Below are 17,158 nucleotides of genomic sequence, written 5' to 3' on the forward strand. Positions count from 1 at the left end.
ATAAAAGAATATGATGTGGGGCGAGTCAACTGGTTTGTTATGGAGGCGATCATTGGCTGAGGAATTTACACTTCATAATCGCGTCGGGTTCAAAGTCACCCGGTTGGCGCGGATTATGGAAGCGAAATTGGAGAAGCAACTCTCCGAGCACGGCGTGACGCGCCTCATGTGGTGCGTGTTGCGCGGCGTGGGCATGGAGGGGGTGCATTCACCCTCTGGGCTTGCCGACTATATCTGCATCGCGCGGCCAGCTGTTTCACGTCTCCTTCGCGACATGGAGAAGCGCGGCTTTATCGAACGCAACGGCATTGATGACGATAAACGATATCGGGACATCGCCCTAACACCATTAGGCGAGGAAAAGATGAAAGCGTGCCACGTATTGGTGCGCGAACTGAACGAGCACTTTGCAAGCAAATTGGACGCGGACACTTACGCGATCATGATGAACGCTATCGACCAAATGACCGAAGGTGAAGACGTAAAATTGATGCGACTTTGAGGCTTTGTTTAGGAGGGGGATGATCGAACGTGCCAGATAGGGAAGCTGTGATTGACTTGCGCTCCGATACGGTGACCAAGCCGTGCGCGGGCATGTTGGCCGCGATGGCTGGAGCACGCGTGGGCGATGATCAATATGGCGAGGATATTGAAACCAACTTGTTACAAGACGAGGTGGCGCAGCTTTTGGGCAAGGAACGCGCGCTATGGCTGCCTTCTGGCACCATGGCCAACCAAGTCGCCTTGAAAACAGCAACCCAACCCGGCGATGATGTCATCGTCGCCATGCAAAGCCATGCGGTGTGGCACGAGACAGGCGGCAGCGCAGCCAATGCGGGCGTGCAATTTTCCGAAATCGGTGGACAGGGTTGGTTTGGTGTGGACGCATTTGACGCCGCCATCAAGCCGAAAAACCACCACATCTTTCCGCCCACCACCATGGTGCAGGTGGAGCAAACCCACAATCGGTGTGGCGGCACGCTTTGTCCGCCAGAAGTGGCGCAAGAGATTTGCCAATTGGCCAAAGAACGCAACATTTTCAGTTATATGGATGGCGCACGGCTTTGGAATGCGGCGGTTGCAAGCGGCCGAACGGTTGCAGATCTGGCAGCGCCATTTGATGCCGTAATGGTGTCTTTTTCCAAAGGGCTGGGCGCGCCCGGCGGTTCGATGTTGGTCGGCGATAATGAATTTATTGAACGCGCCGTGCGCTTTCGGCGCATGTTTGGCGGCGCGATGCGCCAAACAGGGTACTACGCCGCAACCGCACGATTTGCCTTGTCCCAAAACATGGCGCGATTGACAGATGATCACGCCAACGCCAAAGCGCTTGCCGCCCATTTGGCGGAGTGCCCACAGCTCACACTGAACCCCAACGGCGTGCAAACCAACATTGTGGTGTTCGAATTGAAAACCGATGCCATGCGCGCGGGCGATTTGGTTCGTGCAGCAAAAGCACATGATGTTTTGATCAATGCCCTCGGCCGCAACACGGTGCGGCTTGTCACCCACAAAGATGTATCCCGCGCAGATTGTGACCATGCTGCCGATCAAATCATCAAAATCCTTTCCCACCAGCCGATTCCAAACGCGGCATAGAGGACGATTGAGTTGAAGTATTTTTCGAATAAAAAACGCCCGTTTCACCTTGGCTCATTTCCGCTGGAGCGGCTTAAGCGCGTCGATCAAGCTGCCAATTTGGACAGGCTGCCCAGACTTGAGCAAATGCGGTTTCGCTATGATGCAATGCCGGAAAACATCATCAATGCGATGGCGGAAAGCCAGGCGATGCTCGACGCAATCCGCGATGGATTGGTCAACAAGGCCAAAGCGGAAGTGCCAAACGACCTGACCGAACGGCAAAACCATTTAAAGGCATTTGGCTATTTCTCTGATGTGGCCATGGCCGGGACATGTGCGTTCACCCCCGAGATGACGCTCGACGCGCCGTTTCGCAATCCTGACATTGAACGTCTGGCGCAAAAATTGCGGACGGACCAAACCAAGTCACTCGCGTCTGGCGTGGACATGATCATGGCGGATTTGCGCGATGCGATGAACGCGCCGCCGCGTGAAATGACCCATCATCGGCACGCTCTTGTTTTTCTGGTGGAGCATCCGCGCAAGATTTGGCCGGACGAGCCAGGCGCTGAATGGCTGAATGGGGCGCAGGCGCACCGTTCTGCCTTGCGCGCCAATGAGGCCGCTGTGGTGTTGGCACAATATATCAGGCTGCTGGGCTATGACGCCCGCGCCCACTCCCACTCTACCAGTGATGTGGATTTGAACCGACTGGCTGTGGAAGCCGGGTTAGCAAACGTCGAAAATTGCTGTTTGATCAATCCGTATTTGGGGCCGCATTTTTCCATCGCGGCGGTGACCACCGATTTCGAGTTTGCCCATGATCGTCCATTGGCGCCGCTTGCAGAACAGCCGAAATCTCAGATTAAAGGTTGGGCGTGGCAGCTGGGCTATGGCACCGGCAAAAGCGCGAAGAATGCCGACCCTTATGCGCGCCGACGTTTTATGGATGGTGCCCATCCATTTGAAACCCTGAAACGGGTGGATGAGCCGACCACTTTTATTGATGAGGACCGCGTGCCGCGCGTGCCTAAGCGTACGGATATGTTCGCCCGCTCGCTTTTTGGCGATATGGGCAAACGCAATCAAGAGGCGTCGCGCGGGGGCAAATATGTGCGCAAATCTGCGCCTTCGATGGCGCAACGGCGGGCCTTGGGCGCGTTTGTGCTGCTGCAAGATGGTGAAGCGGCGGAAACACCATCTCGCACAACATCAGATGCGCAGCGAAATGCAGATAATGTAAAAGCCATGTCGCATTTTTTGGGTGTCGACGCCGTGGGCATTTCGCGTTGTCCTGACTGGACATGGTATTCTCACGATGCGGTGGGCGACCCGATTGATCCGCCGCATGATCAAGCCATTTCCATGGTGATCGACCAGGGTTATGACACGATGGAAGGCGCATCTGGCGATGACTGGATCGCTGTGTCACAATCCATGCGCGCCTATCTGCGCTTTTCGATTTTGGGCAGCATTGTCGCCAAGCAAATCCGGTCACTCGGCTATGGCGCCAAAGCGCACACGGTGATGGATGGCGAAGTGTTGCAGCCGCCGCTGTTGCTGCTCTCCGGCCTTGGCGAGGTGAGCCGAATTGGCGAAGTGATCCTCAACCCGTTTTTGGGGCCAAGGCTCAAATCCGGCGTGGTGACCACCACCATGCCCATGACCCACGATAAGCCCATCTCCTTTGGGTTGCAGCAATTTTGCGAAAGCTGCAATAAGTGCGCCCGCGAATGTCCCTCCGGGGCGATTACCGCTGGGCCGAAACTGATGTTTAATGGCTATGAGATTTGGAAATCTGACAGCCAAAAGTGCACCACCTATCGCATCACCAATGAGGGCGGCGCCATGTGTGGTCGCTGCATGAAAACCTGCCCGTGGAATTTGGAGGGTGTTTTTGCTGAAGCACCCTTCCGCTGGGCGGCGATGAACATCCCCAAAGCCGCGCCTGCCTTGGCCAAACTGGATGACGCATTGGGCAATGGCGAGCGCAATTTGATCAAGAAATGGTGGTGGGACATTGAGCTGCATGAGGATGGCGGCTATCGCCCAACGCCGCATAAGGTGAATGAGCGCGATCTACAAAAGGATTTGGACCTGAAGTTTGAAGACCAAACCTTGGCGGTTTACCCGGCCAATCTGGCACCGCATCCTTGGCCGTTCCCCTTCGCCATGGATCGAGAAAAGGGCATTGAAGCCTATCAGGCGATGATCACGGCGGATCAATATAAGACGAAACTGGCGCGGGGCGAAACGGAAGGATTGGCGCACGAATATCGCATTGAGGGCGACGCCCCTGTTATCCGCGTGCAGATCACCAAGGCCGAAGCCATGACCGACAGCGTCACCAAATATGAGTTTCAAACGCTGGATGGCAGCCCCCTGCCCGAGTGGACCGCGGGCGCGCATCTGGACATTGTGGTGGCGCCGGAATTTTTGCGGCAATATTCAATGTCCGGCGACCCGACGGACAATTCGAAATATCAAATTGGCGTGTTGCGCGAAGATGAAGGGCGCGGCGGCTCGCAATTGCTGCACCGCATTTTCACTGAAGGGCGCAAGATTTTTATCTCCAAACCGATCAATCATTTTCCCTTGGAGGAGCAGGCCAGCAAGAGCTTTTTGATGGGCGGCGGCATTGGGGTGACCCCGATGATTGCCATGGCCCATCGCCTGCATGCGATTGGCGCGGATTTCAAGCTGCATTATTGCTGTTCCTCGCGCAAAACTGCTGGTTTCTTGGACGATCTAGCGCAGTTTGAATGGGCGGATCGGGTGCATTGTCACTTTAGTGATGAGGGCACGCGCGCCGATCTCGATACGATTTTGCGCGACTATCAGCCGGGGCAACATGTTTATTGTTGCGGGCCCGACCGCTTTATGGCCGGGGTGATGGAGAGCGCTGAACGGCAAGGCTTTGCTGAAGACGAGCGGCATCTTGAATATTTCAATGTGCCCGAGCTGCCCGAATATGAAAACCACCCCTTCACTTTGAAACTGGCCAAGTCTGGCCGCGAGTTCCTGGTGCCAGCGGATAAATCCGCCACCGATGTGTTGCAAGAAAACGGCATTCAGATTGATGTGAAATGCTCGGACGGGATTTGCGGCGTGTGCAAATGCGGCATCGTTGCTGGCGACGTGGAACATCGGGATTTCGTGTTGTCTAAAAAGCAAAAGGAAGACAGCATTATCCTTTGCCAATCGCGCGCGGCAGATCCCGATGGTGTGTTGGAAGTGGATTTATAATCCCGCGCCTTGCGCAATAAAAAGGCACCCGGCGCGTGGCCGGATGCCTTTCACATCTTTAAATTGCAGACCGCCTATGCGCTGGCGAAAAGACGCTTTTCGAACAGGCCACTATCTTTGAGATGGTGCGCATTTTTGGCGATGGCCAGTGCACCCAAATCAACCAGTGGTTCGACAATCACCACCAGCATGTAGGCTGCGCCAAAGCTGAGCACTTGCGCCACATTTTCAGCGCCAAAGCCCTGACCGTAAAAGGCCCAGAACATGACCCAAGCGACGATTCCACCCTGATACATGGTGGAGAGCTTGAGCGCCTGTGTGTAGCTGACATCTTTATAGGCGGTTTTTGCGGGAATGATGCGTTGCGCCAAGGCGGACATGGCGAACAGCGGCACCAAAAGCGTTGTGACATTGATGCCATATTGCGGCAGATCAAATGGGGCAAACAGGAGGCCCTGCAACATCAACCCGGCCAACAGGCCAATGGCGGCAGGAGCTGCACCAAACAATAAAAGCAAAGTGGAGCCCATGATCAAATGGACCTCTGAAACGCCTACCGGGTGATGGGGCAGCACTTGGAAATAGGCAAAAACCATCGCCGTGGTGATGATTGACCGCACGGCCAAGGCGGCGACGCCATCCGCTTTGATCGTGTCCAAAGCGATTTTGGCGCCATAGCCGATGGCGGCGGTGGCGGTTGCATAGCTCAGCACCATTTTGGCGCCATCTACAATTCCGGGTTCAATATGCATTTTGTTCCTCGAACATATTTCACAGGCGCAACGTTTCCCCGTGCGCGTGCGAAGGCTAAAGACTGGCTTTCTCATTGGAAAACCGCTTATGCGTTCAGGCCGGTCTCCGGACTTGCAAGCATGGTTTTCACCATCGGAGTTCAGCCACCTTCCCATCATCATGACAGTGGTTTTTGGCCGGTCCTTAACTTGCCTACCGTTGCGGGGGCAGTGCCGGAATTGATCCCCGAATTGGGTCGATCGCACCAGCTTCCCGTTTCACCCAGAGAATCGTTAAACAGCAGATTTCTGGGCACCTGATCGCCGAAGTAAGCTAGTTAGGCCAAAACAACCTTGTCAATTCCATTTTTTTCTGGTCAATCCCATAGCCATGGAAAGATTTGACCTGATCATTATCGGTGGCGGCATTGTGGGCCTTTGGAGTGCCTATTTTGCAGCCCAACGCGGGCTCAAAACTGTGCTCGTGGAAGAGCATGGCATTGCCGCTGGCGCGAGCGGCGGTGTGTTGGGTGCATTGATGCCCCACAGCCCGGATCGATGGAATGCGAAGAAACAATTCCAGTTTGAAGCCCTGAACCAGTTGCCCGGCCTGCTGCAAGAGATTGAAGCGCGTACGGGGCAAAATGTCGGCTATCGTCGCGTGGGTCGCATTGCGCCTATTTTGAAAGAACATCATGTGGACGATGTGGCGCGACGGGCTGAAGGCGCAAATGAGTTTTGGCAGACCGAACAGAGTGCCTTTGCCATGCAGCATATGGACGCCGGGCCTGCCGCCAACTGGCCCGCTGTTGAGGCGATGCCATTTGGGGTCGCCGCTGATAATTTCAGCGCTCGGCTTTCCCCCCGTAAACTGATTATGGCGCTGGCCGGTTCGCTACATGGCAGCATTGATATGCGCTTTGCCACCCGCGCCGCATTTCTGGGCGAAAAGCAGGTGACCTTGGGCGACGGCAGCATTTTGCATGCTGACAAGGTTTTGGTGTCTGCGGGACTGGCCAGCTTTGACATGTTGCGGCCCTATGCCCCTAGCATCTCCGGGCGCGGCGTGAAGGGACAAGCCGCCGTGTTGGGCACGGATTTAGATCCGAACTTGCCGATCATTTATTCGGACGGTGTTTATTTGATTGTGCATGATGATGGCACCACCGCCATCGGCTCCACCAGCGAGAAAGAATTTACCGAAGGGCGCGAAACCGATCACTTGTTAGACGATGTGGTCGAAAAAGCGCGCGCGCTTTGCCCAATAGTCAAGGACGCACCCGTCATTGAGCGTTGGGCCGGTGTGCGCCCACAAGCGCAGGGGCGCGACCCATTGTTAGGCGTAATACCTCAACATGATTGGCTTTATGTGGCCACTGGCGGGTTCAAAATTAGCTTCGGCATTGCGCATTTGATGGCACAATCTGTTTTAGGCGCCTTATGTGGCGATGAAACCGCCCCTTCCATCCCAAAAGAATTCACTCCAGGCAATAGATTGCCTCGATGACAATTGCGGCTGAATTTTTATTTGTGATAAGATCGCACTTGGCAAATCTTAGGACGTATAAATGACCAATTCTGACGGACTCTCCCATCGCTTGAGAGAGTCGCAACAATCTGTAAATGATGGCAAACCCCGCGACGCGCTATTTGTCGGTTCCGTGGAGAAAGCATTCCGGGTGCTTGAAGCATTTCGCGGCCATAGCTCGCTTAGCCTATCTGAGGTGGCGATCACCACTGGCTTAGGCAAAAGTGCCGCCCAGCGGTTTTGCCACACACTGGTGGAATTGGGTTATTTAAAACGCGATCCGCGCAGCCGCCAGCTTAAGCCAGCCTTGCGGCTGCTGGAGCTGGGCTTCAGCTATTCCATTTCTGAGCCAATCATTTCAACCGCGGCGCCGTTTTTGCTGCGGGCGCGGGAAAAGTCGAACAAGGCTGTGAACCTGGCGCTACCGCGGGGCACCGATGTCGTTTATGTGATGCGGCAAACCTATGAAGACAGCCCCTATGGCAACCCGCCGGTCGGTGGGCGCGTGCCCATGTTTTGTACGGCGAGCGGTCGCGCTTATCTTTCGGCTTTGCCAAGGGAAGAATGTGATGCCATTTTGGCCCAATCGCCTTTGCACCCTTTCACCCCACACACGTTGACGGACCTTGATCAACTCAATGAAGCGTTGGAGATTGCGCGCAAGCGTGGCTTTGCCAGCGCAGATCAGGAATGCATTGTGGGTGAGCGCACCATTGGCGCACCGATCTATGATCGGTTCGGACGGGTCATCGCCTCCATGAATATTTGCGTTTATGGCAATGACTGGACCATGGCCAAAGTGGACAAGACCTATGGTGATTTGCTGTTGCGCACAGCACAGCAGATTTCAGAAGCGGTATCGAACAACCCCAATTTTAGTTAAGCCTACTAGCGATCAGCCATGAAAAAGGGCCAGCCCGAAGGCCGACCCTTTGGGGGTTAGTTTTTGGGAGAGTGTGGCTCTTATTCGGCCACTTTATACAAATCGCGGCTGTACCAGTTTTGTTGAATATTGTTCATCGGCCAGCCTTTCACCTGCGTATTGAGCATAATCACCGACGTGTAGTGATAGATCGGAATCACCGGCATATCGCGCGCCAGGATTTTCTCAATTTCCGTGTAGATCGGGCCAGGCTTTGAAGACACTTTGGCGTCGGCCATCATCTGGTCCACCTCGTCATTCACATAGTTTGCCCAGTTTTGGGGACTATTTGAGGTGTAAAGATCAAGGAAAGTTGAGGCTTCGTTATAGTCGCCGATCCAGGCATAACGCACCATATCGAACTCATCATTACGCGCCGTCTCCAGCATGGTCCGCCATTCCATATTGTTCAGCTCAGCATCTACATTCAGCTTTTGCTTCCACATTTGCGAAATGGCTGTCGCAATCTTTTTGTGGGTTTCCGACGTGTTGTAGAGCAGCTTGAAGCTGAGTGGATTATCGTCGCCATATCCGGCTTCTGCCAAAAGCGCCCGCGCTTTTTCATCGCGTTCTGCTTGAGACCAATTGCCATAATCGGTATCAGGATCGGTAAAGTCTGCTGTGGCCAACGGCACCACGTTGTAAGCTTCGCGCTGACCGCCTTGCAGGATATTCTCCACAATCACCTTGCGATCAACCGCATAGGAAAGGGCTTTACGCACCCGCACATCTTTGAAGGCTTCAGGGCCATTATCGGCCAAGTTGAAGCTGTAATAATAGGAGCCGAGATAAGGCAAAGACAGCGTTTCGTCCGGGCGTTCTTGCTTAAGTCGCGTGAACTGGCCCGAAGGCACCGCAGTCATATCCAACTCGCCCGCATTATAGCGCGTGAAGGCGACATTTTCTTCGCTGATCACATAGGTCAAAACCTTATCAATAATGGTTTCATCATTGTTCCAGTAGTAGGGGTTGCGCTCACGCACGGTCCGCTCATTCAACACCCATTCGGTCAGCTTATACGCCCCGTTTGAGACCATATTTTCTGGCCGGGTCCAGTCGTTGCCATATTTTTCAACGGTCGCTTGGTGCACTGGGAAAACGGTAGCCAATACGGTCATTGATGCGAAATAGGGCAATGGCGTGGTAAGGCGCACTTCGAAGGTATAATCGTCAACAGCGCGAACGCCCAACTCTGATTTATCCTTCTCACCAGCTAGAATTTCGCTGGCATTTTCAATTGCCATCAACTCAACATACCACGCGTAGGGCGAGGCCAGTTCCGGATCAATTGAGCGTTGCCACGCATAAACGAAGTCGTGGGCCGTGACAGGATCGCCATTGGACCATTTTGCATTTTCACGCAAATGGAATGTGTAGACATCATTCGTGTCGTTCACGTCCCAGCTCGTGGCCACACCAGGCACCAAATTGCCGTCTGCATCTTGATTGAGCAGGCCCTCAAACAGATCGCGCGCGAAGGCAAAGCCCATCACTTCTTCCATCATTTGTGGATCAAGCGTTGGAATGCCGTCCAGCAGGCGGTAGGTAAAAACTTGTTCCTCAGCAAGTTTTTCGCCCGTGTTGGGGTGCGTCATCGCCGCAAGGCTTGGCGCAGCGATGCCGGTGGCCAGCAACGCGCCCAAGGAAACGGCTCTCAGTAAATTAGAAAATTTCATATGTCCCTCCATTATTTTCGTGCTTTGTATCAGCACTTAATTGCAAGTATTGTATTGCAATTTATGTTATTGTATTTAAATAATCGGAGTCTGACAAGACGTGTTTTGATGTCGACGCGGCAATCGTCTGCCGCGCAAATTGCAACAAAACGGAACGCACAATTCGTCAATTTTGGATTGAAGGATTTTCTGCTCGACGCTCGCGCATGGCGAGGCTCATCGCCCTAGAGCGCAAATTCTTTTTGTGCCAGCCAATAGGCCCCATCAAGTGCGGTGCCTTTGGCAGTATGGCAAATCGCCTGATAGGCCGCTGGCATAAGTTTTTGATAAGTCGGACCGAGCCCACCCAAAAAACATAAATGTTGCCCCGGCACGTCAGCTGCAGCGCCGATCGATTCGCATAGCATGTCGACGGCGCGGTCAAAAATTTCAACCGCAACTTCATCTTGTTTTTCATAAGCAGCGACCAGGAGTGGTGCGAGTTTGGCAAAATCTGCAGCGTGAGCGTCGCGGGCAAAAGGCACCATCGCTTTGGGCGTTCCCTCGAACCGGTCCAACATTTGAGCGGTTAGCTCACTTCTGGGTCCTACATCATCATAAGCGCGGATCGTTGCCCGCAGCACTTCGCGCCCCAACCATGCGCCACCACACTCGTCACCCAGGATAAATCCCCAGCCGCCAACCCGGCGCACCCGGCCTTGATTGCGCCAGACGAAAAATGAGCCGGTGCCCAACATCGCCACCAGCCCATCCTGCTCGGTGCCCAATGCGGCGGCCAAAGTCACATCTACGTCTGTGGCCAGCTGCATTTTTTTAAAGCCGAATGAATTGATGAGGTTTTGTCGTTTGGTGCTGGCCCCTGCCCCGGCTAACGCCACATAGGCATAGTCCTGCGACCAGCAGGATGTCGGCCGGCCCGCCTGTTGATATACCGACTGGGCCAAAGCATGAAGGTTGGCCGATGCGGCCGCAAAGTCTGTGCTTAAATTGGCTGGCCCGCCATTTCCCGTGACCAACACCTCACCGTCGATAGTGCAAAGCCGCGCCCGTGCGCCGCTGCCGCCCCCATCGATCAACAGCAAACAAGATTGAATATTGTTCATGCCGCTTTATTTTGCCTTTGCCAACGCCTGACGTAAATGTCCACCTGCTTGTTCGATTTTTGCACGCGCCGCAGCCGCATCCAAGCCAGTTTTGCAGATCAATATCGCCACTTTAACGTCCCAATTGGCCGCGACTAAGGCGCGCAAGGCAACTTCTTTATCTGCCTCGGTTAATTCACGCACAAGATTCAGCGCACGCGCGCGCAATTTCTCATTGGTGACATTGAGATCAACCATGCGGTTTTGATAGCATTTGCCATAACGCACCATCGCCCCAGTGGAAATCATATTGAGCACCATTTTTTGCGCGGTACCAGATTTTAGGCGTGTTGATCCCGCCAGAATTTCCGGGCCAACTTCCGGCGTGATGGCGATGTCGGCTTGCTGATCCAAAGCACTGCCCGCATTGCACGAGACACCAACAGTGACCGCACCGCGCTTTTTCGCTTCGTCCAGTGCCGCCAACACATAAGGCGTGCGGCCAGAAACGGCGAGACCAATCACAAGGTCATGTTCGCCGACTTTGGCCGCATCAAGGTCTAGTGCCCCTTGTTCTCTGTCATCTTCGATGCCTTCCTGGGCCTCGAAAATCGCGGCCTCCCCGCCTGCAATAATCGCATGAAACAAGCTCGGGGATGCCGAAAATGTGGGGGGAATTTCTGATGCATCCAAAACGCCGAGGCGGCCACTGGTGCCTGCGCCGACATAAATGATGCGCCCTCCAGATATGAGGGCGTGGTGCGCTGCATCAATGGCTGCGGCGATAGGTTCAAGCACCTTTTCGACCGCCGTTGCAACAGTTTGGTCTTCGCTGTTCATCACTTTCGCGATATCCAGCGCAGACATTTGATCAAGCCGTTCAGACCGGGCATTATTGCCTTCTGACGCCAACCCCTCAAGAGTAGACGATAGAAGCAATAGATTATCTTCGGCGGTTTTGTTATGGTCAGCAGTCATATTGGAATTATGTATTCCTATAAAATTTACGTCAAGAATTTATTATTCTTTGCCGTTCTTTTTGCACGCTTCGGTTAAAACATCAAGAAACGAAAGCACGTCGCATATGCAGAATGCCCAAAATCTGATCTCTCATCTAAATGCCATTGTTGAGGATTTATCGCAAAATGAACAGCGAATCGCCCATTGGATTTTGAACGAGCCGTCAAAGGTCACCACCATGACCTCGCAAGATTTGGCGCAGCAGTGCGGTGTGAGCCAGTCCAGCATCATCAAATTTTGCAAAAAAGTCGGCCTATCTGGATTTCCAGCGCTTAAGATTGCGTTGAGCGCGGACGTCGCACGCGCCCAAGATGCGGAGCAAATTCACGGCGATATTTTTAGCGATGACCCGCTGAGCGAGGTGGCGCAAAAAATGTACAACAGCAAAGTTGCGGCGCTATCAGAGACGCTGAGGGGCAATTCGAGCGAACAATTGGCGCAAGCTGTGGATAAGCTTGTTGAGGCAAATCGAATTATCATCCTCGGTGTTGGTGGCTCTGCACTTGTTGCGGCCGACTTCGCCTCGAAATTGACCAAACTGGGCAAAGCTGTCGTGCAAGGCAATGATGCGCATGTGCATTTGGCCAATTTGGCACGCTTTGATGAAAATGATTTGCTGTTCCTAATCTCTTACTCTGGTAAAACCAAGGAGATCTTGGTGGCGTCAGATTATGCCCGGCAACATGGTATTCCCACGCTCTATCTGGTCGGTCCCGGCACGAATATAGAACCCATGGCCCATGAGCTGCGCTTGCGTTGCCTGGCCAGTGAAAACCTTGTCCGCTCCTCTTCTATCGCGACGCGCACGGCGCAATTGGCAATCACAGACCTCCTTTTCATCCTGCATGCCCAACGGGCAGAGGACATGCCCAGCAAGATACAAGACAGCCAGGCCCTGGTTAATCGAATTAAATAATCTCTCCCAACAGCCCGTCAGTGATTTTTTATTATTGACATAATGAAATAAGAATTTAATATTCCTAACAAGAAGAATGGGACGTAAAGCTGGGCGTTCAGCTCGGGCGATTGGAATAAAAAATCACTTCGCCAGGTTTAACCCTACTTTTCGACCATTCTCTTCACCCCAACTCTTGGCACCCCTAAACGCCAGTTTTCACTTTGAGGGAGGAAACCAAAAATGAAATCAATTCGTAAAATCGCCAGCATGGCGGTACTCGGTGCGGCGACATTCGCCTATGCCGGTACAGCACTGGCCCAAACAGAACTCGACTTCTGGTCTTGGAGACAAGAAGACGTAAAAGCTTACAATGAAATCATTGCAGCTTTCGAAGAGCAGAACCCTGACATTAAAGTCACGTTCACTGCGCATGAAGCCACAAGCTACAACACCATTTTGACAACTGCCCTAGCCGGCGGTGCGGGCCCAGACATTATGCACACCCGCTCATATGGGTCGCTGGAAGCGATTGCCGCGCCTGGTTATTTGGAGCCATTGGATGGCCAGATCGATTTGTCTGCTCTAAGTGCAGATGAGCTTTTAGGCACCACTTTGCGCGCCGATGGCCATGTTTATGCGGTACCATTCGCGTCGCAAACCATCGTTGTTTTCTACAATAAAGATTTGTTTGAAGAGCACGATGTTGCCTTGCCTGAAACTTGGGACGAATTTTTGGCCGCATCACAAAAGTTTAAAGATGCTGGCGTGATCCCATTGGCCAACGGCCTTGCAGATGCATGGACCATGGAAATTATGTCTGGTGCATTTTTGCCGAACTTTTATGGCAAAGATTTCTTTGGCGAAGTCACATCAGGTGCGACGGACTTTGAAGACGAGCGTTTTGTAAACGCCTTGGAAAAGTTCTCAACGCTGAAAGAATTCATGCCGCAAGGTTATGAAGGCGTTGACTACGCAACCATGAAGCAATTGTTCAATGTTGGCCAAGCTGCGATGTTTGTGGGTGGCTCATTCGACATCCCAACCTTTGTAAATGCTGGCGTGAACTTTGACATCATGCCTGGCCCTGCTGCTGAAGCAGGTGGCCCGCGCATGGTGGCCACATGGCTCGATGGCGGTTATGGCGTGAATGCTGCTTCTGAGAATAAAGAAGCTGCGCTGAAATTCATCCAGTTCACCGCAACACAGCCTTTCGCGCAAATGTTGACCGACAAATTGGCCAACGTGCCTGCGGTTGATGGTGCCGAAATTTCTGACCCAATGTTGGCGAAAGTTTCCGCCATGCATGAAGAGGCAACGCCTTACATCATGCTGGTTGCATTCCGCTTCAACACACCAACGGGTTCAACGCTGCTGCAAAACGGCTTGCAAGAATTGTTCACAGGCAAAAAGTCTGCTGAAGAAGTTGCTGCTGACATCAGCGAAGGCATCAAAAGCGCCGAATAAGGCGACATAAACACAACCGAAGGGGATATGTCCCCTTCGGTATTTGGCCTAGGCTTTGAGAGCGGCCACACCTCATTCCATTCAAGATTTAGGGCAACAAAAACATGGCAACAATTGAATTGCGCGACGTGACCAAAGACTTTGGCGGTGTACAAGTTATTCATGGCGCGAACCTGTCGGTTCAGGACAATGAGTTTGTCGTTTTTGTTGGTCCCTCAGGCTGCGGCAAATCAACATTGCTGCGCCTTCTTTCCGGGCTGGAGGAGCTTAGCTCCGGCGAAATTTATATTGATGGCGAACGCATTGACCACTTGCCCCCTGCGCGGCGCGGCTTGGCGATGGTGTTCCAATCTTACGCGCTTTATCCGCACATGAATGTGTTTCAAAACATGTCCTATGCGCTCAAAGTCGCCAAAAAGAGCAAGCAAGAAATTGAAGAAAAGGTGCATGCTGCGGCGGAGATTTTGCAGCTCACTGAATTGCTGGACCGTAAGCCAAAGGCGCTTTCCGGCGGCCAGCGACAAAGGGTTGCGATTGGTCGGGCGATTGTGCGTGATCCAAGCGTATTTTTGTTTGATGAGCCTTTATCAAACCTTGATGCGAAATTGCGGGTGCAAATGCGCCTTGAGCTGACGAACCTGCACAAGCAATTGCAGTCGACCATGATTTATGTGACCCACGATCAGGTGGAAGCCATGACCATGGCCGACAAAATTGTGGTGATGCGCGCGGGCAATATTGAGCAAGTTGGCCCTCCGCTGGAACTGTTTAACAAGCCAGCCAACAAGTTTGTCGCGGGCTTTATCGGATCGCCTGCCATGAACTTCTTCCATGGGCAGGTGGTTGGCGTAGACAACGCCACCTATGAAGTGAAGCTGGAAAATGGCGCGCAATTTACCTTCACTGCCCAAAACAGCAATTTGGCAGAAGGCGATGAGGTTGATCTCGGCGTGCGGCCAGAAGATTTACAACCCGGCACAGGCGGCCATGGCACAATGGCCGGCACCGCGACGGCGGTTGAGCGACTGGGCGCACAGACTTACGTTTATTTGCGCTCGCCCATCGAGGAAAGCATGATCATCCACCACGCAGGCGATCTGGACGTGCAGTCAGGCGAACAGATTGATGTGAGCTTTGACTTGAAGAGCTGCCATCTGTTTGGCCCGGACGAGCAACGCATCGAGTTTGAGGGGTAAAGGGATGGCACAACTTACCAAATCTATCAAAACCCCGTTTGACAATGCGGTGGTACGACGCCGCCAGATGCGCAAGCTCTGGCTGGCGTTTTTGCTGTTCCCCGCCATGGCGATTTTGCTGACCTTCGTGTTCCTGCCGATGGCCTCAGCCATTTGGTATTCGGTTTACGAATGGGACGGGCTGGTGCGCGGAGAATTTATCGGATTGGGCAATTTCCAAGAGGTTTTGTTCGACCCGCGCAACAACAAGTTTTTGATCAATGCGTTTTTCAACAATGTGAAGGTGTTTATCGCCCTCATGGTGTTTCAAAACGGGTTGGCGCTCATTCTAGCGTTATTCTTGGCGCGTGAACCCAAAGGCTATCGCTTTTATCAAATCGCGTTCTTTTTGCCGGTGATCCTGTCGACGGTGATTATTGGCTTTCAGTGGAAATTATTCCTCAATCCCATCTTTGGCTTGGTGAACACTTTGCTGCGCAATGTGGGGTTGGGCGACTGGGCTGTGCCGTGGCTGGGCCTGCCTGAAACGGCATTGGGCGCGATGATTTTGGTAAATGCTTGGCACTGGGTTGGGTTCCCAACCCTAGTGTTTCTTGCTGCCATCCACCGCATTCCAAAGGATTTGATTGAAGCCGCGCGGCTTGATGGCGCCAGCGAATGGATGATCGCCCGCGACATCATTTGGCCGTTGATGGCCCCTGCGGTCACCATCATTGTGGTGTTGACCTTTATTGGCTCGTTCAACTGGTTTGAAATCCCCTACATCATGGGTGGTCTTGAAGGCTCTCCTTCCTATTCCACCGACATGTTGGGCCTTCTGTTCTATCGTACAGCCTTTGGTTCTGTGAGCGCGGGCAATTCAGATTTCGGCACAGGCTCCGCCCTTGCTGTGCTGATCTTTATCTTCATTTTCACCTTCTCGACGATTGCCACGCGCTATCTCACCAGCCGCGAAGTGGAGCTGAGCTAATGGCCAATGTAATTAAAAAACCCGGTGATCTCGGCAGCTGGTTGATGCATATTTTTCTCGGTGCAAATGCCGTTATTATGCTCTATCCGATCCTGATGATGGCCCTGTCGTCTTTCAAGACGAACAAGGAGATTTTCACGTCGCCGTTCAGCCTGCCGCGAAGCTTTAGTCTCGACAATTTTGCGGTGATCTGGTCGCAAACCAATGTGCCGCGCTATTTTATCAACTCCACCATTGTAACCGGCTTGTCGGTTTTGGTGTTGCTGGTGGTGGGCACCATGGCTGCCTATGCATTGTCGCGTTATAAGTTCAAAGGCAATATCATGATTTCGCTGTTCTTTTTAAGCGGGCTCATGCTGCCTTTGCGCTTGGCGATTATCCCGCTGTTTATTCAGCTTAAGGCTCTTGGATTGGTGGACAATCTTTTGGGCCTGATATGCATTTACACGGCCATGTCTCTTCCCGCCACCGTGTTTATCATGACTGGCTTTTTACGCTCGTTGCCTTCTGAATTGGAGGATAGCGCACGCATGGATGGGGCCAGCGAGTTCCGCATTATGGTGGAAATTATGGTGCCCCTGATCACCCCAGCGATGGTGATTGCCGGCATTTATAATGCGGTGCCGATCTGGAATGATTTCTTCTTCCCGTTGATCTTTATCCAGTCTCCAGAATGGAAAACATTGGCGCAGGGGCTAACCGCATTCTTTGGCGAATATTCGGTCAATTATGGCGTGCTTTATGCCGGGCTGACGCTTGCCGCCTTGCCGATCATGCTGGTGTTTATTGTGCAGTCACGTCGCTTTATTGCGGGCATGACAGCCGGGGCCATCAAGTAGGACAC

The 17,158-nt window shown here is 53.0% G+C and carries 14 protein-coding genes and 1 riboswitch; of the genes, 10 read left to right on the plus strand and 4 right to left on the minus strand.

Annotated elements, in window-relative coordinates; genetic code table 11:
- Window positions 1-52: 52 nt before the first annotated feature.
- Genes MXMO3_RS15825 through MXMO3_RS15835 form a run of 3 tightly spaced genes read left to right on the plus strand, consistent with a single transcriptional unit; the run spans window position 53 to window position 4,827 of the window.
- A complete protein-coding gene (locus tag MXMO3_RS15825) occupies window positions 53-502 on the plus strand; it encodes a MarR family winged helix-turn-helix transcriptional regulator (RefSeq protein ID WP_162889311.1) in 450 nt (149 codons plus the stop codon).
- A 29-nt stretch (window positions 503-531) separates the two neighbouring features.
- The gene (locus MXMO3_RS15830) at window positions 532-1,599 is read left to right on the plus strand and encodes a threonine aldolase family protein (protein WP_205468033.1); all 1,068 of its coding nucleotides are present in this window, start codon (window positions 532-534) and stop codon (window positions 1,597-1,599) included.
- A gap of 12 nt (window positions 1,600-1,611) precedes the next feature.
- Window positions 1,612-4,827 (plus strand): 2Fe-2S iron-sulfur cluster-binding protein, encoded by a 3,216-nt coding sequence (locus MXMO3_RS15835; RefSeq protein WP_205468034.1) that lies wholly within the window; start codon window positions 1,612-1,614, stop codon window positions 4,825-4,827.
- Window positions 4,828-4,901: 74 nt separating this feature from the next.
- Here the strand turns inward: MXMO3_RS15835 and MXMO3_RS15840 are convergent, their stop codons facing one another.
- Window positions 4,902-5,579 carry an energy-coupling factor ABC transporter permease gene (locus MXMO3_RS15840; RefSeq protein ID WP_117396506.1) on the minus strand — a complete coding sequence of 226 codons (678 nt, stop codon included), beginning with the start codon at window positions 5,577-5,579 and terminating at the stop codon, window positions 4,902-4,904.
- An 80-nt stretch (window positions 5,580-5,659) separates the two neighbouring features.
- Window positions 5,660-5,894, minus strand: a riboswitch (cobalamin riboswitch).
- Between the two features lie 55 nt (window positions 5,895-5,949).
- On the opposite strand from MXMO3_RS15840, the gene MXMO3_RS15845 reads away from it, so the two are divergent.
- A complete protein-coding gene (locus MXMO3_RS15845; RefSeq protein ID WP_117396507.1) occupies window positions 5,950-7,065 on the plus strand; it encodes an NAD(P)/FAD-dependent oxidoreductase in 1,116 nt (371 codons plus the stop codon).
- 61 nt (window positions 7,066-7,126) lie between these two features.
- The gene (locus tag MXMO3_RS15850) at window positions 7,127-7,969 is read left to right on the plus strand and encodes an IclR family transcriptional regulator (RefSeq protein ID WP_051213359.1); all 843 of its coding nucleotides are present in this window, start codon (window positions 7,127-7,129) and stop codon (window positions 7,967-7,969) included.
- An 80-nt stretch (window positions 7,970-8,049) separates the two neighbouring features.
- Here the strand turns inward: MXMO3_RS15850 and MXMO3_RS15855 are convergent, their stop codons facing one another.
- The 3 genes from MXMO3_RS15855 to murQ form a co-directional block, all read right to left on the minus strand.
- Window positions 8,050-9,684 carry a peptide ABC transporter substrate-binding protein gene (locus tag MXMO3_RS15855; protein ID WP_117396508.1) on the minus strand — a complete coding sequence of 545 codons (1,635 nt, stop codon included), beginning with the start codon at window positions 9,682-9,684 and terminating at the stop codon, window positions 8,050-8,052.
- A gap of 224 nt (window positions 9,685-9,908) precedes the next feature.
- Window positions 9,909-10,787, minus strand: a complete 879-nt coding sequence (locus tag MXMO3_RS15860; protein WP_117396509.1) for a glucosamine kinase nucleotide-binding domain-containing protein — start codon at window positions 10,785-10,787, stop codon at window positions 9,909-9,911.
- 6 nt (window positions 10,788-10,793) lie between these two features.
- Window positions 10,794-11,744: an N-acetylmuramic acid 6-phosphate etherase gene (gene murQ, locus MXMO3_RS15865; RefSeq protein ID WP_117396510.1), complete on the minus strand. Its 951-nt coding sequence runs from the start codon at window positions 11,742-11,744 to the stop codon at window positions 10,794-10,796.
- A 106-nt stretch (window positions 11,745-11,850) separates the two neighbouring features.
- Between murQ and MXMO3_RS15870 the strand changes: the two genes are divergently transcribed.
- From MXMO3_RS15870 to MXMO3_RS15890, 5 genes are all read left to right on the plus strand, one after another.
- Window positions 11,851-12,702: a MurR/RpiR family transcriptional regulator gene (locus MXMO3_RS15870; protein ID WP_117396511.1), complete on the plus strand. Its 852-nt coding sequence runs from the start codon at window positions 11,851-11,853 to the stop codon at window positions 12,700-12,702.
- 222 nt (window positions 12,703-12,924) lie between these two features.
- A complete protein-coding gene (locus tag MXMO3_RS15875; RefSeq protein WP_205468035.1) occupies window positions 12,925-14,148 on the plus strand; it encodes an extracellular solute-binding protein in 1,224 nt (407 codons plus the stop codon).
- A gap of 104 nt (window positions 14,149-14,252) precedes the next feature.
- The gene (locus tag MXMO3_RS15880; RefSeq protein WP_117396512.1) at window positions 14,253-15,344 is read left to right on the plus strand and encodes an ABC transporter ATP-binding protein; all 1,092 of its coding nucleotides are present in this window, start codon (window positions 14,253-14,255) and stop codon (window positions 15,342-15,344) included.
- 4 nt (window positions 15,345-15,348) lie between these two features.
- Window positions 15,349-16,314, plus strand: coding sequence for a carbohydrate ABC transporter permease (locus MXMO3_RS15885; RefSeq protein WP_084633974.1), 966 nt, complete (start codon window positions 15,349-15,351; stop codon window positions 16,312-16,314).
- Window positions 16,314-17,153 carry a carbohydrate ABC transporter permease gene (locus tag MXMO3_RS15890; RefSeq protein WP_051213365.1) on the plus strand — a complete coding sequence of 280 codons (840 nt, stop codon included), beginning with the start codon at window positions 16,314-16,316 and terminating at the stop codon, window positions 17,151-17,153. The genes MXMO3_RS15885 and MXMO3_RS15890 overlap by 1 nt, the downstream gene beginning before the upstream one ends.
- Window positions 17,154-17,158 lie beyond the last annotated feature (5 nt).

Origin of the sequence: Maritalea myrionectae (assembly GCF_003433515.1) — a bacterium.
In the GTDB taxonomy this organism is placed as follows: Bacteria; Pseudomonadota; Alphaproteobacteria; order Rhizobiales; family Devosiaceae; genus Maritalea; species Maritalea myrionectae.